The sequence below is a fragment of the Actinomadura sp. 3N508 genome (assembly GCF_044326375.1).
Lineage (GTDB): Bacteria > Actinomycetota > Actinomycetes > Streptosporangiales > Streptosporangiaceae > Spirillospora.
The window spans coordinates 264,192-284,060 of record NZ_JBIRAX010000002.1 but is presented as its reverse complement, the minus strand read 5'-3'; the positions used below and the strand labels follow the sequence as shown (position 1 = coordinate 284,060).

The 19,869-nt window shown below is 74.0% G+C and carries 13 protein-coding genes; 7 read left to right on the top strand and 6 right to left on the bottom strand.

From position 1 onward, the window contains the following. Positions 1 to 57: 57 nt before the first annotated feature. Positions 58 to 1,110 carry a glycoside hydrolase family 113 gene (locus ACH34S_RS07600; RefSeq protein WP_395951710.1) on the bottom strand — a complete coding sequence of 351 codons (1,053 nt, stop codon included), beginning with the start codon at positions 1,108 to 1,110 and terminating at the stop codon, positions 58 to 60. A 77-nt stretch (positions 1,111 to 1,187) separates the two neighbouring features. Further along, the gene (locus tag ACH34S_RS07595) at positions 1,188 to 2,450 is read right to left on the bottom strand and encodes a S8 family peptidase (RefSeq protein WP_395951709.1); all 1,263 of its coding nucleotides are present in this window, start codon (positions 2,448 to 2,450) and stop codon (positions 1,188 to 1,190) included. A gap of 293 nt (positions 2,451 to 2,743) precedes the next feature. On the opposite strand from ACH34S_RS07595, the gene ACH34S_RS07590 reads away from it, so the two are divergent. The 7 genes from ACH34S_RS07590 (at position 2,744) to ACH34S_RS07560 (ending at position 13,676) form a co-directional block, all read left to right on the top strand. Next, complete coding sequence (locus tag ACH34S_RS07590) at positions 2,744 to 3,925, top strand: epoxide hydrolase family protein (protein ID WP_395951708.1); 1,182 nt, start codon at positions 2,744 to 2,746, stop codon at positions 3,923 to 3,925. A 397-nt stretch (positions 3,926 to 4,322) separates the two neighbouring features. After that, a complete protein-coding gene (lanL, locus tag ACH34S_RS07585) occupies positions 4,323 to 7,115 on the top strand; it encodes a class IV lanthionine synthetase LanL (RefSeq protein ID WP_395951707.1) in 2,793 nt (930 codons plus the stop codon). Next, positions 7,112 to 8,983, top strand: coding sequence for an alpha/beta hydrolase family protein (locus tag ACH34S_RS07580; RefSeq protein ID WP_395951706.1), 1,872 nt, complete (start codon positions 7,112 to 7,114; stop codon positions 8,981 to 8,983). The genes lanL and ACH34S_RS07580 overlap by 4 nt, the downstream gene beginning before the upstream one ends. Next, positions 8,983 to 9,138, top strand: coding sequence for a VenA family class IV lanthipeptide (locus tag ACH34S_RS07575; RefSeq protein WP_395951705.1), 156 nt, complete (start codon positions 8,983 to 8,985; stop codon positions 9,136 to 9,138). The genes ACH34S_RS07580 and ACH34S_RS07575 overlap by 1 nt, the downstream gene beginning before the upstream one ends. Positions 9,139 to 9,282: 144 nt before the next feature. Further along, positions 9,283 to 11,058, top strand: coding sequence for an ATP-binding cassette domain-containing protein (locus tag ACH34S_RS07570; RefSeq protein WP_395951704.1), 1,776 nt, complete (start codon positions 9,283 to 9,285; stop codon positions 11,056 to 11,058). Then, positions 11,055 to 12,758: an ATP-binding cassette domain-containing protein gene (locus tag ACH34S_RS07565; protein WP_395951703.1), complete on the top strand. Its 1,704-nt coding sequence runs from the start codon at positions 11,055 to 11,057 to the stop codon at positions 12,756 to 12,758. Before ACH34S_RS07570 ends, ACH34S_RS07565 begins: the two co-directional genes overlap by 4 nt. Before the next feature lie 48 nt (positions 12,759 to 12,806). Next, positions 12,807 to 13,676 carry an alpha/beta fold hydrolase gene (locus ACH34S_RS07560; protein ID WP_395951702.1) on the top strand — a complete coding sequence of 290 codons (870 nt, stop codon included), beginning with the start codon at positions 12,807 to 12,809 and terminating at the stop codon, positions 13,674 to 13,676. Positions 13,677 to 13,715: 39 nt separating this feature from the next. Here the strand turns inward: ACH34S_RS07560 and ACH34S_RS07555 are convergent, their stop codons facing one another. The 4 genes from ACH34S_RS07555 to ACH34S_RS07540 form a co-directional block, all read right to left on the bottom strand. Further along, complete coding sequence (locus tag ACH34S_RS07555; RefSeq protein WP_395951701.1) at positions 13,716 to 14,774, bottom strand: TolB family protein; 1,059 nt, start codon at positions 14,772 to 14,774, stop codon at positions 13,716 to 13,718. After that, on the bottom strand, positions 14,771 to 16,015 hold the full coding sequence (locus ACH34S_RS07550) for an MFS transporter (RefSeq protein WP_395951700.1): 1,245 nt from the start codon (positions 16,013 to 16,015) through the stop codon (positions 14,771 to 14,773). Before ACH34S_RS07550 ends, ACH34S_RS07555 begins: the two co-directional genes overlap by 4 nt. 1 nt (position 16,016) lies before the next feature. Then, positions 16,017 to 18,461 carry a N,N-dimethylformamidase beta subunit family domain-containing protein gene (locus tag ACH34S_RS07545; RefSeq protein WP_395951699.1) on the bottom strand — a complete coding sequence of 815 codons (2,445 nt, stop codon included), beginning with the start codon at positions 18,459 to 18,461 and terminating at the stop codon, positions 16,017 to 16,019. 430 nt (positions 18,462 to 18,891) lie between these two features. Then, on the bottom strand, positions 18,892 to 19,866 hold the full coding sequence (locus ACH34S_RS07540) for a LysR family transcriptional regulator (RefSeq protein ID WP_395951698.1): 975 nt from the start codon (positions 19,864 to 19,866) through the stop codon (positions 18,892 to 18,894). Between the last annotated feature and the right edge of the window lie 3 nt (positions 19,867 to 19,869).

The window sequence follows — 19,869 nt, the reverse complement described above, 5'->3', positions numbered from 1 at the left end:
CGAGCCGGGACGCGACCGGTGACGTGCCGGGGCGCGCCGCCGGTGACGCGCTGGGTGTCACCGAGGACGCCACCAGCGCCGGAGGATCCGCTCCGCGGGCTTGCCGTGCGGCGAGTACGACAGGTGCGGCGGGGTCTCGGCCGAGCCGGGCCAGTCGTCCCACATCCACCAGTGGACGCCCGCCCACCACGACCGGCCGGTGCAGCTCGCGAGGAGGGCCTCGTAGGCGGCGGCCTGCTCGGCGGCACCGTCCGCCCGGCTGATGGCCCAGGCCCACGGCTCGGTCGTGGACCCGCGCTGGCTCACGTACCCGGCCTCGGTGAACAGGACGGGACGTCCCCGGCTCGCGGAGAAGTGCCCGACCCGCCGCAGGATCGGCTCCCACGCGCGCCGCAGCTCGGCGACGTCGGTGGTCGGGCGGCCCGCAAGCGGCCAGTAGGCGTCGATGCCGATCAGGTCGAGGACGTCCCAGAACGCGACCCGCTCGTACTCGTCGTAGTTGGCGGCGTAGACGAGCGTCCCGTGGAATCTCGCGCGCACGGTCCGGACGATGTCCAGCCAGGGGCGCCGGTCGCCCGACAGCCCGGCGAGCTCGGTGCCGACGGACAGCGCCGCCGCGCCGGTCTCCCGCGCCAGGTCGGCGTAGTGCGCGATGAAGCGCGAGTAGGCGGCGTACCAGCGCCGCGCGTCGCGTGGCCTGATGGCGGCGCGGTCCTCGTCGCCGGGCAGGTCCACGTGCGGTTTCAGCAGGACCCGCAGCCCGGCCTGCCGTGCCAGGCCGGCGATGTGCCGCACGCTCGCGTCGCTGGCCGTCTGCTCCGTGCGGCGCATCTCGCCGTCCTGCGGCGTCCGCTGGTACCAGGTCGGGTTGAGCTGTATCCAGGTCGCGCCCGCCGCGGCGATCGACGCGACATAGGCGCCCGCCTGCGGACCGGCGTAGTCGCCGGCGTCCCAGGAGGGCAGCGCTATCCCGTGCTGCCGCGCTGCCGAGTGGTTCACCGGACGCTCACCAGGCCCCGCATCGCCGCCCATCGAGCACGAGGCGGCCGCGGACACGGACATGGTCGCGGCGGCGAGCAGCGCCGCCGCCCGCACTCCCCGGCTCTTCACCCGCTCCATTCCAGCCCAACCGGCGGCGTGGCGCGAGCGAAGGCCTCACCTTGGCCGGAATGCGACAGGACGGTGCGCTAGGGGCGTCCGGCCGCCTTTCCCAGTGCGGTGACGTTCAGCAGGAGGTTGGGTGAGCCGGTGCCGGGGTTGGAGATGACGCCGCGCTGCGCCGCGTTGACCACCGCGTTCCGTGCCTCCAGCGGCGTCGCGTCCGGGTGCTTCTCCAGGTGGAGCGCGAGCGCGCCGGCGGCGTGCGGCGTCGCCATCGACGTGCCGCCCAGCACCGTCGAGCCGGTGTCGGACCAGTTGTCCGCCGAGACGATGTCGCCGCCGGGCGCGAAGAGGTCGAGGCAGCGGCCGTAGTTGGAGAAGGAGGACACCCAGTCGCCCTCGTCCGTCGACCCGAGCGTGACGGCCTCGGCCACGTCGCCGGGCGCGTCGCAGCCGTTCCTGGTGTCGTTGCCGGCGGCGATCGCGAACTGGATACCCGCGCGGATGGCGCCCCTGGTCGCCTCGCGGAACGCCTGCGGCTCGGGGGCGGGCGGGTCGGAGGCGATGCTCATGTTGCCCACCGCCGGCTTCTGCGCGTTCTTCGCCACCCACTCCAGGCCCTGGATGGCGAGCCGGTCGGGGGAGTAGCCGTCGCAGTCCAGGACCCGCACCGCGACGATCCTGGCGTCCTTGGCCACGCCGTACTCCTCGCCGCCCACGGTGCCCGCGACGTGGGTGCCATGGCCATGGCAGTCCTGCGCGGTGGTGTCCTTGTCGACGAAGTCGTAGCCGTCGACGGCCCTGCCCTCGAACGTCCGGTGGCTGATCCGGACCCCGGTGTCCAGGACGTAGACGCTGACGCCGGTGCCCGCGCCCGGGTAGTTGTAGACGCGGTCCTGCTTGCCGTCGACGCGGTCCGTCCCCCAGCTCGGGGGGTTGGGCTGGGTGCCGCCTTCGGCCGTGCGGACCATCACCGACTTCTGGACGTACCGCACCGCCGGGTCGGCCGCCAGCCGCCGGGCCTGCCCGGCGGTCAGGTCGGCGGCGAAGCCGCGCAGCACGGCGCTGAAGACGCCCTGCACGGAGCCGCCATAACGGCGCATCAGATCGTTCGCCTCGGCGGCAACCGGAGCGTCGGCTCCGGGCGCGAGGGACGTCGTGCCGTTGAGGGCCACGATGTACTGGCCGTCGACCGCGCCGGGCGCGTTCGCGTTGATCACACTGCCTTCGGCGGCGGCCGCCGGGGCGGCGAGGGCACCGGCGCCGCCGGCGCTCAGCAGCGCGGTGATCATGATCAGCACCGGGTGGCGGGTCCCGGTGCGTTTCGGGTTCTTCCTGGCCGTTTCCATCTTCGTTCGCCTCCGTCGAGCGTGGCGCGGGCGGCCGGGAGCGGGGCCGCCGGGCCATGACGCTAGGTTTCGGGTGAACGGCGAACAATCTGAGAAAAGTGACCAAAAAGGGAGCTTCTTCCGGCAGCTTGCCCGCGCCTCCGGTGCTCAGCGGCCGTTTCCGGACCGGCTTTCCGCCGCGGCACCGTAGGGGGAGCCGAGGGGCACCGTAGGGCGCGATGGGGCGCCATAGGGGCGCCATAGTGAGCCCCTACGATCGTCGGTCAGGCGGCGTCGCGCGTAGGGTGAGGATCATGTCGGACACGGCGAACCGGCCGGAGGCGTTCACGCCGAAGACCGAGCCCGCGGCGCTTGAGGATCTCCGCGCGCGGCTCCGCGCGACGCGCTGGCCGGACGCGCCCGAGGACGCCGGCTGGTCGCTCGGGACCGACCTCGCCTACCTCCGCGAACTCGTCGCCTACTGGGCGGACGGGTTCGACTGGCCCGCGCAGGAGGCGTCGCTCGCCCGGCTTCCCCGCTTCCGCGTCCGGCTCGGCGGCCTGGGGATCCACTTCGTGCACGCTCGTGCCGCCGCACCGGCGGGGCCCGTCCTGCCGCTGGTCCTCAGCCACGGCTGGCCGGACTCGTTCTGGCGCTACACCAAGGTCATCCCGCTGCTCACCGACCCGGGCGCGCACGGCGCCGACCCGGCCGACGCGTTCGACGTGGTCGTGCCCGACCTTCCCGGCTACGGGTACTCAGACCGTCCTGCCGGGCCGCCGCTCGACTCGATCGCCGTCGCCGGGCTGTGGGCCGAGCTCATGGGCGTTCTCGGCTACGAGCGGTTCGGCGCGGCGGGCGGAGACCTCGGCAGCCATGTGAGCCGCTACCTCGCGCTCGACCACCCCGGCCGGGTCGTGGCCGTCCATCGCATGGACGGAGGTCTGCCCGTCCTCACCGGCGACCCCGCGGACCTCACCCCAGAAGAGCGCGCCTGGCTCAAGACCGTCGCGGACTGGGGCGCCGCCGAGGGCGCCTACGGGGCCATGCACCGGACGAAGCCGCAGACCGCCGCGTTCGGGCTCACCGACTCGCCGGCCGGGCTCGCCGCGTGGATCGTCGAGAAGCTCCGGGCGTGGAGCGACTGCGGCGGGGACGTCGAGCGGCGCTTCACCAAGGACGAGATCCTCACGAACGTCACGCTCTACTGGCTCACGGGGACGATCGGCTCGGCGATGCGCATGTACCACGCGAACGCGGCGATCCCGCTCGCGCAGCACGCCCGCCGTGTCGAGGTGCCGTCCGGGTTCTCGCTCTTCCGCGGCGACATCGTCCGGCCCCCGCGGGCGTGGCTCGAGCGGACCACGAACGCCGTGCGCGTGACCGAGCCGGAGCGCGGCGGGCACTTCGCGCCGTTCGAGGAGCCTGAGCTCTACGCCGCGGAACTCCGGGACTTCTTCCGCCCCTACCGGTCACTTTCCGCGACCGGCGTTTAGCACATCGCACCGGCGGTTCGCCAGCGGTGCGAGTGGCGTTCTCCGGCCATGACCGGCATCAAAACGGATTCGCCGCCGAATTGGTAAAATCCATGCCGATTCATGAGCCAATCGAACCGGACATTATGCACATTCCGGGATGTCGCCGGTATTTGGATCAGCGCTGCCGCCCCAGCCGTCACACGATCTCATTCCTTCGGTAAGCCTCTTGTATCGCTTGGGCAAAATGCCCCCGGGAAGCTCCCCTGGCGCCTCCGGGGTTCCGTGGCTACCGTGTTCTCGTTCGCCGAATACGCACATTTAATGATCGAAGGCGATAGATCGGAAAGACGGACGAGATCGAACCGCGAACCGGACCGGAAACCCGGACGAAGCGGAAAGAGGGCGGCAACCCACCATGGCGGAATTCACTTTCAGCGTCTTCTCCGGCGCGACCTCCCCGGGCCCCGGGGACGGCCGCCTGAACGATGTGCTGGACCGGGCGCTCGCCGCGCTCCCCGGCACCGCCCGCTGGACGGCTCGCCGCGGCGGCATATGGTGCCACGTCGAACGCGAAGGCGGAGTCTGCCCTGCACAGGGCTGGAAACTGCACGTCTCCGCGACGCCGGCGTCGGCCGCCGAGGTCCTCGCCCGCTCGCTCGCCGTGCTGCTGGCCGCGGGCTCCTCCTTCAAGTTCGCCGCGAGCCATGATCACGTCGCGGCGCTGAACGCGCGCAACACCTCCCGCGGTCATTCGGGCAAGTTCATCACCGTCTACCCGCAGAACGATGACGAAGCCGTCCGGCTGGCGCTGGAATTGCACCGGGCGACGGACGGCCTGGCCGGGCCGCGCATTCTGTCCGACCGGCCCTATGCGCCGGGAAGCCTCGTGCATTACCGGTACGGGGCCTTCGTCGAAGATCGCCGGATCACCAACGACGGGTTCTACGCGTGGATGATTCTCGACCCCGACGGCAATGCCGTCGAAGATGTGCGCACCGGAAAATACCTACCTCCCTCCTGGGTTGAATGTCCCTTTCCGGAGAACCGGCCGGCCGGTCAACCCGCGGCCAACGACGGCGGCGTCGCCAACGACGGCGGCGACCGGAATCAGATACTGCTCGGTACGCGTTTCGCCGTCCGCGAGGCGATCCGCCACACCAACAAGGGCGGCGTGTACCGCGCGGTCGACACCCATACCGGCGACCCGGTGGTCATCAAGGAGGCGCGCCCGCACGTGGCCGCCGACGAGAACGGGACGGACGTCCGCGACCGCCTCCGCGCCGAGGCCCGCGCGCTCACCGCGATCGAGCACCTGGGGCTGGCGCCGCGCCCGGTCGGGCTGTTCACCCAGAGCGGCCACCTGTTCCTGGCGCAGGAGATGATCCCGGGAACGACGCTGCGGCAATGGACGGCCGACCTCATCGCCGACCGCGGATGGGGGCCGCACCTGCCCGGCGCGCTGGAGATGGCGCGCCGGCTGGCGGGGCTGATGGCCGAGGCGCATGACGCCGGGCTCGTCCTGCGCGACTTCAACCCGAACAACGTCATGGTCCGGCCGGACGGCACGCCCGTCCTCATCGACCTGGAGCTGGCGGTCACCGCCGCAGACCCCGAACCGGCGCCGCTGCGCGCGGGCACCCCCGGCTACGCCGCGCCCGAGCAGCTGGACGGGGCCGCCCCGCACCCCACCGCCGACCACTTCGGCCTCGGCGCGACGCTCTGCCACGTGATCACCGGCGGCCCGCCCTACCTCCTGGAGGAGCGTCCCGCGACGAGGCCCGCGGCCGAGCGGCTCGCGGAGTGGCTGCGCGCCCGCACCCGCGACCTGACGCCGCCCGCACCCGTGACCGCCCTGCTCCTGGGGCTGATGGCCGACGACCCCGCCGAGCGCTGGACACCGGCGCAGGCCCGCGAAGCGCTCGCGCCGCCCCTGACCGTCACCGAGCCGGACATCCCGCTCCCCGACGACGGCCCCGAGTGGCTGCGGGAGCAGAGCCGGCAGGCCGTCGCCGGAATCGCCGGATACCTGCTCGCCACGATGACCCGCGGGGACGGCGGCGCCCTGTGGCCCGCGTCCTGCGTGCACGGGGCGCCCGACCCGTGCAGCGTCCAGCACGGCGCGGCCGGGGTCCTGGGCGCGCTGGTCCGCTGCCACGAGCTCACCGCCGTGTCCGCGCCCGTCCCCGGCCTCCCGGAGGCGATCGGCGACGCGAGCCGGTGGATCCTCGCGCGGCTCGACGACGGCACGCCGCGTCCCGCCGGGCTGTACTTCGGAACCGCCGGCGCCGCGTGGGCCGTCCTCGACGCCGGGCTGGCGCTGGACGACGCCGGCCTGATCGGCGGCGCGCTGGCCGTCGCCGACCGGCTGCCCCGCGCCGCGCCCGGCCCCGACGTCACCCACGGGACGGCGGGCCTCGGCCTGACCGCCCTCCACCTGTGGGCCCGCACCGGGCACGAGCAGTACGCCCGCCGGGCCGTCGCCGCCGCCGACGCGCTGGTCGCGGGCGCCGAGCAGGGGCCGGAGGGGCTCGGCTGGAGCACCCCCGCCCAGCACGCGTCCAAGCTCGCCGGGAAGCGGTACTACGGGTTCGCGCACGGCATCGCCGGGGTCGGCTACTTCCTGATCGCCTGCGCCGAGGCGACCGGCCGCGACGACTACCGGAACCTCGCCGTCGCCGCCGGGGAGAACCTGCTGGACGCGGCGGACGCCAGCGGGCGGTCGGCGATGTGGGGCGCCGGCGCCGGGGACGCGCCGACGGCGCCCTACTGGTGCCACGGCGCGGCCGGGATCGGCGCGTTCCTCGCCCGGCTGGGCGGCGCGACGGGCGACGAGCGGTTCGTCCACTGCGCCGAGCGCTCCGCGCGGGCGGTCATGGAGCACCGCTGGCGCGCGCCGCTCGGCCAGTGCCACGGGCTGTCCGGCAACGGCGACTTCCTGCTCGACATGGCGGCGCTCACCGGCGCGGACCGCCACCACGACGCCGCCTGGCGGCTCGCCGAGATCATCCTCGCGAACCGGGCGCACCGCGACGGGCACACCGCGTTCCCCGACGAGTTCGGCCAGGTCTCGGTGACCTGGGGCGACGGCATGAGCGGCGTCCTGGCGTTCCTGCTCCGGCTGCTGCACGGCGCCCCCCGCCTGTGGACGGCCGACACGGCCATCCGCGTCGACGCGACCGCTGCGGCCGGGTCGGGGCCGGCGTCATGAAGGCCGTGCCGAGCCGGTTCGGGTTCGCGTTCTCGTCGGGTGGCCGGTGGGCCGCGTGCCTGAGTGCCGTCGAGGACGACGTCACCCTCGAACGATGGGACCTCGCGTGCCCCGCGCCGACCCGCCGCGCGCTCGACCGTCCCACCGCCGGTGCCGCCGGTGCCGCCGGTGCCGCCGGTGACCGCCAGGTGGTCGACCGGCGGTGCGGCGCGCTGCCGCTGGACGACGGCCGCCTCCTGGTCGTCCGCCCGGCGGCCGACGCGGACGGAGTACCCGCCGGGCACGGAACCGTGCTCGCGGTGGGACCGGCCGGGCCCGGGCTCCAGGTCACCCGGTCCTGGCCGGTCCCGTCCATGCTCGGCGGGTTCCTGCTCGCCGGGCCCGGACCGGCGCGGACGGTCCTGCTCGTCACCGTCGAGGACGCCCGGACCTCGCGGATCTGGCGGCTCGCCGCGACCGGCCTCAAACCGGTGCTGCGCATCCCCGGGGTGCTCGCGGGCGGCGTCTGGGTGGACGGCGGGCGCACCCTCGCCCTCGACCACACCGCACCGGGGCAGCGCACCAGCGGCATCCTCGTCGACCTGCGCGAACGCGCCTGGCGCCGGGTCTGGTCGGTGTCGGACGCCTCGACCGACCGCATCGCGGCGTGCAGCCGCCGCTCGGGCGTCCTGGCCGTCACCACCACGGCGCCCGGCGTCCAGCAGCCCGGGGCCGAGCAGATCGGGCTGCGGTTCCCGGACGGCGGCCCCGTGCGGTTCCCCGAGACGCTCAACCTGCCGCCCCGGCTCCGGACGCCGCTGACCTTCGACGCCACCGGCGCGCGCCTGCTCGTCAGGGAGATCCACGGCGCGGTGGCGCGGCTCGCCGTGTACAGCCCGGTGGCGGACCGGCTCACCGCCGTCCCCGGCCCGCGCGGGATGGTCTGGGGGCCCGCCGGCTGGGCGGACGACGGCCGGATCCATGTGCGGTTCGCCGCACCGCACCGTCCGCCCACCCTGGCGACCGTGCCCGCCCCGGCGCGATCCGCCTGGACATTGGCCCCGGACGCGCCGGGAAGCGGTCGCGGCGGCTGGCGGCGCGCCGATCTGATGGAGCTGCCCGGAGCGGCGGGGCCGATCGAGACGATCGTCTACGGCGACCTCGACCGCCCGCGCCTGGTGCTGGCCCTGCACGGCGGCCCCCTGTCCGCCTGGCGGTTCGAGTTCGAGCCGCTCTTCCAGCACCTGGCCACCGCGGGCGCGGCCGTGGTCGCGCCCAACTACCGGGGCAGCACCGGCTACGGCGAGCGGCACCTGCGGCCGGTCATCGGCGACTGGGGCGGCCCCGACCTGGACGACATCGTCCATCTGGCGGGCGCGATCACCCGTGACCGCGACGCCGCCGGGCTGCCCCGCCCGGTCGTGCTCGGCGGGAGCTACGGCGCCTACCTCGCGCTGCTCGCGGCCTGCCGGTCCCCGGAACTGTGGTCGGGCTGCGCGGCGCTCGCGCCCTTCACCTCGGCGGACGGCCTGCGCGCCGCCGCGCCCGGCGCGGTCCGCGAGCGCGTCGCGCGGCTGAGCCGGTGCGCGACCGGCGAACCGGCGTCCGGACGCGACGTGCTGCGGGCCTGCGCGTCGATCACCGCGCCGCTGCTCATCGCCCACGGCACCCGGGACGAGATCGTCCCGGTCGGGCAGTCCCGGGCGCTGCGGCGGCGCCTCCTCGAACTCGGCAGGACCGAAGGAGCCGACTTCGGCTACCTGGAGGTCGACGACGACCATCACGGCGTCGTCCAGGCATGGCCTGCGGTCCTGCGAGAAACGGTGGTCCGCTTCTGCCTGACGGCGGAGCGGACCTACGCCACCCAGAAAGAAAAGGAGGTGAAGTAATGGACACGTTCGACGGTGACCTCGTGGCCGCTCTCCAGGAGCTGCCCGAGTCGGAGCCCATCGAGATCGAGGGCATCCAGCTCGGAGGCACGTGCGCGTGTGTCGGCCTGCTGACGCTGCTGAACACCATCTGCGTCGGCATCTCCTGCGCGTAGTACCGCGCACCCCATGCGGACCCCGTGACCCCTGAGAAGAGTCCGGCCCGCAGAACCCCGGTCACGGACCGGCTGATGCCGGTCCGTGACCGGACCCACACACGAGTCTAGAAGACGCCACGCGAACGGAACAGAGAGGACGAGGTGGCCCGGAAGCCGACAGTCATCGCCGCCGGCGGGGGCGGGTCCGCCGTCCTGCGTGCCGGTGGGCGGCGGCTGCTGCGCGAGGCCATGCGACGCTTCCGGGTGCGGATGGCCCTGCTGTCGGTGCTCACGGCGATCCGCGTCGCGGCGATGCTGGCCACGCCGGTGATGCTGGCCAGGGCCGTCGACGCCGCCCACGCCCAGGAGAACCTGGGCGCTGCGACGGCACAGCTCGCCGTCACGCTGGGCGTCGCGCTCCTGGCCGACGCGGCGGAGGACGTCGCCGGCGCCTACTGCGGCAGCCACATCACGGTGTGGCTCCGGCGCCGGCTGCTCGCGCGGATCCTGGCGCTCGGGCCGCAGGGCCGGCGGCGCTTCCCCACAGGCGACGTGCTGTCCCGGCTCACCGAGAGCGCGTCGGGGCCTTCGGCGTTCCCCGTCCTCATGGTGACGGCGGCGGCCGCGCTGGCGACCACGGCGGGCGCCGTGATCGCCCTCGCCCTGATCGACCGGTGGCTCGCCGTGGCGTTCGCGGCGGGCGCGGCGCCGCTGATCGTGGCGCTGCGCCTGTTCGTCGTGCAGGCCACCGAGCCGTTCGCGCGCTACCAGGCGTGCCAGGCGGCGATCGCGACGCGGCTGCTGGACGCCCGGCAGGGCATCCGGACGATCCAGGCGAGCGGCACCGCCGCCACCGAAGTCCGGCGGATCCTAGCGCCGCTCCCCGGACTGCGCCGGGCGGGGGAGGAGACGTGGGCGGTGCAGGGACGGGCGGGCCGCCGTCTCGCGCTCCTCGCGCCCCTCACCCAGGTCCTGGTGGTCGGCGTCGCCGGGATGCGGCTGGCCACGGGCGACGTCACTCCCGGCCAGCTCGTGGCGAGCGCGTCCTACGCCGCGATGGCCGTCGCGGCGGCGTCCCTGTTCGACACCTTCGTCGCGCTGCTCAACTGCCAGGTCGGTGCGGGCCGGGTCGGCGAGGTGCTGGCGGCCGTCCCAGCGGTGCGGCCGCCGGCGCACCCGGCGCCCTTCCCGGACGGCCCCGGACGGCTCCGGCTGCGGCAGGTCACCGTCCGGATCGGGGACCGGGCCGTCCTCGACCGCCTCGACCTGGACGTCCCGCCCGCCGTCACCGTCGCCGTCGTCGGCGCGTCCGGGACGGGGAAGAGCCTGCTGGTGTCGACCATAGGGCGGCTCCTCGACCCCGACGAAGGGGTCGTCGAGCTCGACGGCGTGCCCGTGACCGATCTTCCGCTCCCACGGTTGCGGCACGCCGTCACCTATGCCTTCGAACGCCCCGCGCTGCTCGGCGCCACCGTGCACGACACGATCGCCTATGCCCGCCCCGGCGCGACGCGCGCCGAGGTCCGCCGCGCGGCCCGCACTGCTGCGGCCGACGGTTTCATCCGGGCGCTCCCGGACGGGTACGACACCCCGCTCGACCGCGCGCCCTTCTCCGGCGGCGAGCTGCAGCGGCTCGGCCTGGCCAGGGCCGCTCTCAGCGACGCGAAGATCGTCGTCCTCGACGACGCCACCAGCAGCCTCGACACCGCCACGGAGCTGAAGGTCACCCAGGCGTTGCAGCGCGTCCTGGCCGGACGGACCAGCCTCGTGGTGGCCCGCCGCCCGGCCACGGCCGCCCGCGCCGACCTCGTCGCCTGGCTCGACGCGGGCCGGATCCGCGAGCTCGCACCCCACGCCGAACTCTGGCCGGACCCCGGCTACCGCGCCGTGTTCGCGACCCGCCCGACCACCACCACACGGGAAGCCGCAGGCACATGACGGCGGCGCCTGCCGCCCGCCTCTTGCACCGGCACGTCCGGGGGCAGTGGGCGGCGATGCGGCGGCTCGCCGCGTGGTCGGCCGTCGAGGCCGTCCCGGCGTTCACCTCCGGGCTCCTGCTGGCCCACGCCATCGATCACGGCTTCCTCGCCGGCCGTCCCCTGGTGGGGCTGGCCTGGCTGGCCGTCCTCGCCGTGCTGTACGTTCTCGGCGCCGTCGCGACGGGACGGATCTACCCGTGGCTCGCCGCGACCGTCGAACCGCTCCGCGACTCCCTAGTGGAGGAGGTCGTGACCGCCGTCCTGCGCCGGGGGACGCCGTCCGGCATGGCGGGCGCCGGGGTCTCGCAGGTCACCGAGCAGGCCGAGGCCGTCCGGGCGCTGCTCGGATCGGCGCTGCGCAACGTCCGGCAGCTGCTGTCGGCCGGGATCGCCGCGCTCGCCGGGCTGGCGCTGCTCTCCCCGCGGCTGGCGCTGGTGGCCGCCCTGTCGGTGGCGTTCGGGCTGGGGATCTTCGGCGCGTTCGCCGGGCTCCAGGTCCGGCGCTACCGCGCGGTCGTGCTGCGGGCCGAGGAGATCGGCGAGGCGGCGGCGGTGGTCGTCCACGGCGTCCGGGACGTCGTCGCCTGCGCCGCCGAAGACCGCGCCGCCGCCACGGTCGGACGGGTCGTCGACGCCCAGGCGCGGGCCCTGCGCGCCTACGCCCGGACGCGCCTGGTCCGCATTCCCGTGCTGGCGTTCGGGGTGCACATCCCGCTGCTCGCGCTGCTCCTGCTGTCCCCCCATCTGACGGAGCACCAGGGGTTCACGGCGGGGGAGATCGCGGGCGCGGCCGCCTACCTCGTCACCGGGCTGCAGCCGGGCATCACCGTCCTCGTCGACGCGGGCGGGACGCTGCTGCTCAGCCTCGCCGTCGTCCTCGGCAGGCTCGCCGAGATCTGCACCCCCGGCCGCGCCCCCGGCCTGGGCCCGGCCCGGGGGGCGGCCACCCGGACCTTCGACCTCGCAGCCCGGCAGGTCACGTTCGCCTACTCCCCGCGCGCGGCGCCCGTGATCGAAGACCTGTCGCTCCACATCCCCCACGGCACGCACCTCGCCGTGGTCGGCCCCAGCGGAGCGGGCAAATCGACCCTCGCCAACCTGCTCACGGGCCTCGCGACCCCGCAGCGCGGCGCCATCACGCTCGGCGGCGCGCCCCTGGCCCCCGCGCGCACGAGGTCCGCCATCACGCTCATCCCGCAGGAGAGCTACATCTTCGCCGGGACCTTGCGCGAGAACCTGACCTACCTCTGCCCTGACCCCGGCGACGCGCGGCTGGACGAGGCCGTCCACGCGATCGGGCTGGCCGAGACCGTCGACCGCGCCGGCGGCTACGACGCCGAGATCCCGCCCGGCGGCGCGACGCTCTCGCAGGGCGAGCGCCAGCTCATCACGCTGGCGCGGGCCTACCTGTCCGCGGCGCCGGTCACCGTCCTGGACGAGGCGACCAGCCACCTGCACCCGGCGGCCGAGGCCCGCGCCGAACGGGCGCTCGCCGACCGCGGCGGCACCCTGATCGTCATCGCCCATCGCATCAGCTCCGCCGAGCGCGCCGGCCTGATCCTGCTCCTCGACGGGTCCGCGCACGTCCTCGGCACCCATGAGGCGCTACTGCGCCGCAGCCCCCTGTACGCCGAACTCGTCGGCCACTGGCACAACTGACTCTTTTCGGGCCGATGAGTTTTCGAGGTGGGGGTGGTCCATAAGGGCATGAGTACGCACACACTGCAGATTCCCGGGGTCGACCTCGTCTACGACGTTCACGGCCCGCTGCCCACCGCCGGCGGACGCCCGGTGCTGGTCATGATCGGCCAGCCGATGGACGCCACCGGGTTCGGCACGCTCGCGTCCCACTTCCCCGAGCGGACCGTGGTGACCTACGACCCGCGCGGCGTGGGCCGCAGCACCCGCAACGACGGCCGGGTCGACAGCACGCCCGAGACCCAGGCCGGCGACCTGCACGCCCTCATCGAGGCGCTCGGCGCGGGCCCGGTCGAGATGTTCGCCAGCAGCGGCGGCGCGGTGACCGCGCTCGCCCTCGTGACGGCCCACCCCGGCGACGTGACCACCCTGGTGGCGCACGAGCCGCCGATCATCCCGGTGCTTCCCGACGCCCCGGCAGCGGAACGGGCCAGGGCCGGTTTCAAGGAGGTCTACGAGGCCAAGGGCTGGGGCGCCGGCATGGCGGCCTTCATCGCGATGACGTCGTGGCAGGGCGAGTTCACCGACGACTACTTCGCGCAGCCCGTGCCGGACCCCGCCATGTTCGGGATGCCGTCCGAGGACGACGGTTCCCGCGACGATCCGCTGCTGTCCGACCGGTCCTGGGCCATCAGCGACTACCGGCCCGACGCCGCGGCACTGGCCGCGGCGCCGACGCGGATCGTGATCGCGGTCGGGGAGGAGTCCGCGAACACCTTCACCGCGCGCACCTCTGTGGCGACGGCCGAACTGCTCGGCCAGGAGGCGACGGTGTTCCCGAGCCACCACGCGGGCTTCATGGGCGGCGAGTTCGGCCAGGCCGGGCAGCCGGAGGCGTTCGCGCGCAAGCTCCGCGAAGTCCTCGACGGCGCGGGCTGACGATCGTCCTCCCGAGCGCGGGCGGTAGCCAGGCGGACGTCAGCCGAGCCGGCCCCGTTTCGTGGTCCGGACGGTGGGCGAGTCGGCGTCCGGGATGAGCAGGCGCGGCGCGGTGCCGCGCAGGGACGTCACCCACACGTCGGCGTTCCGGCCGCCCGCGCCGCCCTTGGGCACCGCGTACATCACCCGGTCGTCGTCCAGCCACTCCGCCTGGTCGTCCACGCTGCGGGTCTCCGCGAGCGGGCGCTCGGCGCCGGTCGCCAGGTCGAGGACGTGGAAGCGCCACACGTCGGCGTTGGGCCCGGTCCGCTTCTTGTAGACCAGCCGCCGACCGTCCGGGGACAGCGACGGGCACTCGGCATTGTCGCGCAGCGCGGTGAGGGTGCGCCGCCCGATATCGCCTTCGACCAGGTACCTGCGGTTCTGGGTGGCCACGGTGGCGAAGAACCGCGCTCCGCCGGGGACGAACGTCACCCCCCACACGTTGCGGTCCACGTTCTGGTTCGGCTGCCCGTTCAGCAGGAACGTGAATCGCTCGATGTTGCCGACCGCGTCGCCGTCCCTGTCGCCGTCCCTGTCGCCGTCCACCCGGCCGATGACGGTTTCGGTGGAGAAGCCGTCGGAGAGGTAGGAGTGTCCCGTCACGAAGGCGGTCGTCGCGAAGTAGCGGCCGTCCCTGGAGACGCGCGCGCGGCTCGGGATCCCGTTCAGGGGGAACTTCTCTCCCGGCCGGAGCCGCCCGTCCAGGAGGGTGGCGGCGAACAGTTGCGTCGGGTTGCGCGTCTGGCGCAGGCAGAGGCCGCCCGTGGGGGACGCGGCCACCCGCTCGCAGCGGGTCGGGAGGACGGCGCGCTCGCGCCGGACATCGGCGGCCGGGAGCACGGCGACGTGCCCGAACGCGGGTCCCGGACGCAGCGACCGGAACACGATCTGCCGTCCCTCGGGCAGGTCCACAGAGCCGTCGCCCGGCCCGCCGCCGATCGTGCCCGCACGCAGCGCCGAGGTGGCGACGCAGCCCGCCGCCACCGCGATGACGAGGAGCGCGATCGCCGTCATGATCCTGCCGTTGTGGAGCCCGCGCGGGTCGAGGCGGTTCATCGGGTCTCCGTCCGGCGGTCGCGGGCTCGCGTGATCAGCGGCAGGGCGGTGAGCAGCGCGGCGGTGAGGGCGGCGGCGAACGTCCAGACGGCGACGTCGCTTTCGGCGGCCGTCCAGACGGCGCCGAAGGCCACCGCGCCGAGGGCGCGCCCGCCCGCCACCGCCGCCTGGACGAGGGAGATCCCGGTCGCGGTGAGCCCGGCGGGCAGCAGCGGCGCGGCGGCGGCGGGCAGGACGCCGTCCGTCGCCGCGTAGTGGGCACCGAGGAACACCAGGCACAGCAGGGCCCCGGCGGGCCCGCCCGCGAGGACCGCGGTGAGGTAGGCGCACAGCAGCAGGCCGTAACCGGCGGTGAAGACCCGGTTCCGGCCGATCCGGTCGGCGGCCCGGCCGAGCGGCACCGCCAGGGCGAGGTAGACCAGGCTCGTGCACAGGAACAGCAGCGGGAACCAGCGGGTCCCGATCGCTCCGTCGCGCAGCAGGACGAGGTACAGGAAGCCGTCGCTGATCGTCGCCGCCGACAGCACGGCCGCGGCGAGGAGCAGCCGCCGGAACGCGCCCGTCCGCAGCAGGGCCGCGACGTCGTGGAGCGAGACCGGCGTGCGGTGCTCCGGGACGCGGTGCCCTGCCGCGCGGTGCTCCGGAACGTGCTGGACGAACAGGAGCACACCGAGAACGGCGACGCAGAACGACACGACGAAGACCATGTCGAAGTCGCCCGGCGCGAGCGCGAGCAGCCCGAACGCGACGAGGGGGCCGAGCAGTGCGCCGGTCGCGTCGAGGGCCCGGTGCACGCCGAAGGACCTGCCGAGCCCGTCGTGCGGCCCCGCCGTGGCGATCAGCCGGTCGCGCGGGGCGGTCCGCAGCCCCTTGCCCATGCGGTCGGCGGCCACCGCCGCCGACAGCGCTCCCGCGCCCCCGACCGGGAGCAGCATCAGCTTGGCGGCGGCCCCGAGGGCGTATCCGGTGCCCGCGACGAGCTTCGGACGGCGCAGCCGGTCCGCGAAGAACCCGCCGGCCAGCCGCACCAGGACGGTCGTGCCCTGGTAGAGACCGTCCAGGAGCCCGTAGGCGACGGGGGTGAGGCCGAGGGCGAGGGTCGCGAACAGCGGCAGGACGACCGCGACCATCTCCGTCGACACGTCGGTGATCAAGCTCACCAGGCCGAGCACCACGACGACGCGCGGCACCCGCGCCGCCGGGCGGGTCCCGGCCGGGAGGCCGCGTACCGATATGTACACGTCAGCCGGAGCCGGGCAGCGGCTTGCCGGAGGCGAAGGCGTCCAGGACGTTCCCGGTGATCTTGGCGATGTCGTTGTCGTAGCCGTTGTAGAACAGGCTGCCCGCCCAGGAGATGGAGCTGGCGGAGAAGACCGCGCCGCCGTGCGGGTAGTGGGTCAGGGTGACGTCGCCGCGGACGAGCCAGTTGACGGTGCCGCCCTCCATGAGGTTGGCGGTGTTGTTCTCCTCCTTCACGAACAGGTACTCGTCGCCGAAGCCGGTGCCCGAGCCCAGGACGATCGTGTTGTCGGCGGTGCCGAGGGCGTAGTCGGCCCGGTCGAGTTCCTCGCCCATGGGCCCGCCGGGGCTTTGCAGCGACTCGAAGTCGCCGATCGGGCCGGTGGCCTTGACGCCGTCGAACACCCAGGCGCCTCTTGGGTCATGGCTCTGGGGCGAGCGGACCAGCGGTCTGCTGTAGTTGCCCGTGCCCATGCGGGAGCCGAAGCCCTGCGCGGTGAACCCGACGCCGACCAGCTGCTGGGGCGGGCGTCCGCGGAAGCGCCACAGTCCGCCGTACTCGCCGGTGGTGCTGTGGTAGTGCTCGCCGGGGGCGCCCTGCCATGCCTCGGTGCCGTCATGGCGGCGCAGCTCGGTGTACGTCCCGGTGCGGTCGAGCGGAGTGACCCAGTAGAAGCCGTTGCCGCCCAGGTACATGAGGCGGCCGCCGCCGTTCAGCCAGTTCTGCAGGGCGTCGAGCATGGGCTCGGAGGTGTACTCGGGATGGCTGCCGGTGATGACGACCTCGTAGTCGTCCAGCAGCTTCGTCCCTTCTTCATGCAGGTCGTGGTCGGTGATGTAGTCGATGTCGCGGCCGGTGGACTCCAGCCAGTCGGTGATGTGGGTGTCGGCCTCGAACTGCCACGGCCTGCCCTGTCCGGTGCGCCCGGTGGTGTACGGACGCAGGTTGGTGAGCGGGCGCAGTGGCGAGGAGTAGACGACGCCGCTGCCGTCGGGATGGCGGGAGTACTGGCTCAGGCCGCTCTGGAGGTTGCCCGTCATGCCGTAGGCCAGGTAGCTGAAGGTCGGCACCAGCAGGGCGGTCTTCGAGGCGGCCCGCTTGGGACGGACGACGAAGGTGGCGTGGTAGACGTTCCCGTCCGCCTCCAGCTTGGCCGCGTACACGCCGCTGCGGGCGTCGTCGGGCACCCGCCAGGTGAAGCTCGGCGCCCAGGCGGCGTCGCCCAGGTCGTCGTCGTGGAAGTACATCGCGCCGTACTGCCCGCGCGCCCGTTTGAAGTCCTGCTCGTCGGCCCGCCAGTTGTGGCCGGTGACGGCCCGGACCGGCAGGTTCACCGCGCGGCCGTGCAGCCGGTTGCCGGAGGTGTCCACGACCTGGTCGGTGTCCATCTTCTGGGAGAAGTCCAGGGCCGCCACCGCCCCGCCGGCCGTGCCGCCGCGGCGCAGGGCGCGGATCTCGCCGTCGTCCAGGACCCGGTCGTACACCCGCGGCGCCTCGATCTTGCCGTTGTAGAACCCGGCCGGACGGTCGCGTTCTCCCTGGTGGGCCGCGATCAGCAGCGGGGCGGCGGCGTTCTTCAGCCCGCGCGCCCCGATCGTCCGGGTGACGACGGCGTGGGAGTCGTTGGGGTGGCCGGTCAGCGGCTCCTGGTACAGCTTCACCTTGCCGGTCCCGGCGTCGTAGGAGACCGCGGCGAAGTACCAGCCGGAGGAGTTCACGTGCTGCGGCCGGACGGCCCCGCGCGGTTCGACACCGCGCAGCGCCGGGGCCCACGGCTTGAGCCGCACGCCGGTGCTCACCGAGTGGACGTTCCCGGCGCGGTCGGCGAGCCGCAGGCCCAGCCCGCCGTCCCGGGCGACGACCATGCCGTATCCGGCCTGCTCCGCGTCCGACCACTTGGTCACGATCCCCTGCACCGCTCCCGTGCCGACCGGGGTCCGCTGGTAGGCGATGGGGTTGAGCTTGGACCCGGGGACGGTGGTCGGGGCGATCCACGCGGCGAGGGTGAAGCTCCCGTCCGGGCGGAGCCCGCCGTCGTCGGGAACGGTCACGTACGAGCCCAGCGGCAGCGGCTGGTGCCGGCCCGGGTACTCCTTGTTGACGTCCGACGCGACGGCCTGCTCCTTGATGCCAGGCCCGCGCGGGTCCGCGTCACCGTGCACCACGCGCACCATCGTCGCCCGGAATTGCGGGCTCTTGGTGCTCACCATGAATTTCACGGATTCGCCCGGCCGGGCGCTCAACCGGTCCGGATATCCGCTGATCCCCAGCGCGTCCAGTTCCTCCTGGGGCGACCTGGGGTCGGCCGGGAGCGGGGGCGGATCCACCTTGGGGGTCTGCGGCCAGCCCGCCGCCCCCACGTCCGTGGACAGCGGCCCGGACCCGCCGACCACGGCGACCAGCAGCGCGATCGACAGAGCCGTTCCCATACGCGTGCGCGCGAACACTCGCCCACCCTTCGCCGGTCCGAGCCTCGGTCGCCCTCAAAGTAGATCAAGCGGGAGAAATAGCCCAGGGAGCGTATTTTTCGGACATTTGACCGGTGTGGGCCTCGGATTATCGCGCCTGCGCGTTACCTCGCCGGATCGCCGTCCAGCCGGACCGGCGGCGGCGAAGGGACGTGCCGGGGCACCCATTTCGGGTCGCGGCCGAGACGGCTGAGGAGGGCGGGATGGTGCCCCGGCCGCCCGCGGGGAGGAGTGGAGAGCGCACGGGCGGCCGGGGAAGTGCGGGGGAGTCCATTCGCGTGGCCTTCGGAATGGGCGCCCGGATTGAAGGGTGGCATTCCGCGGAGGCATATGGGGCCTGCTAATTCTGCATAGCTTCAGAGCTATACCGCCGCCGGCGGCATCCGGGGGCCGGTCGGAGCGGGCGTCGTCAGGCCGCGGGAACGTCGATGATCTGGGGCCGGGCGTCGGGATTGTCGGCGAGCCAGCGCAGCGTCGCGATGTTGCGCTGGACGATCGGCCGGTACAGATCGTGATACGTCCGGTGCAGGATGTCGATCTCCCCGGCCGGGACGGCGGCGGTGCGCCAGCGCAGGACCCGGTAGGCGTCGGTGACGTGGTCGGAGAGCGCGACGACGGTGATCCCCTCGGGGGCGAGCCAGGTCGGCGAGGCCAGCGCGATGGCGAACCCGGCCGCGACGAACCCGACCATGACGTTGCTGTCCGCGCCCGCGTACCGGAACCGGGGCGTGAACCCGGCGGTCTCGCAGGCGGCGCGCAGCAGGGCGGTGCCGCCGTCGTCCCCGCCCAGCGGCGGGATCCACGTCTCCCCGGCGAGATCGGCCAGGCCGACCCGGCCGCGCGCCGCCAGCGGATGGCTGGAGGCGATCGCGATCCCGCACGGCTCGATGATGATGACCCGCTCGGTGATCCCCGGCGGGCACGGCGGCGCGTGGTGGTCGGCGACGCGCCCCATGAGGACGACGTCGGCCTGGTCGTTGGCGAGCATCCGGGTCAGGACGGCGCCGGAGTAGTCCAGGTTGGCGCTGACGGTGCGGTGCGGCATCTCGGTTTCGAGCCTGCGCAGCCATTCGCCCAGCAGGATGTGCGGGTGCGTGCCCAGGCGGATGCCGCTGCGCGACCCGTCGCCCGGCATGGAGGCGAGGAGATCGTCCATGTCGGCCAGCACGCCGCGGGCACGGGCCAGGACGTGCCGCCCCAGCGCCGTGGGCGTGATGCCCTGTGGGCCGCGGACGAACAGCGGCCCGCCGAACGCCTTCTCGATACGCCGGAGCTGGTTGCTGAGCGTCGGCTGGGAAACGCCCAGGCTCGCCGCGGCGCGCGTGATGCTGCCCGTCTCGGCGACCTGGCACAGCACCCGCAAATGGCGCAATTCCACCTGCATAGC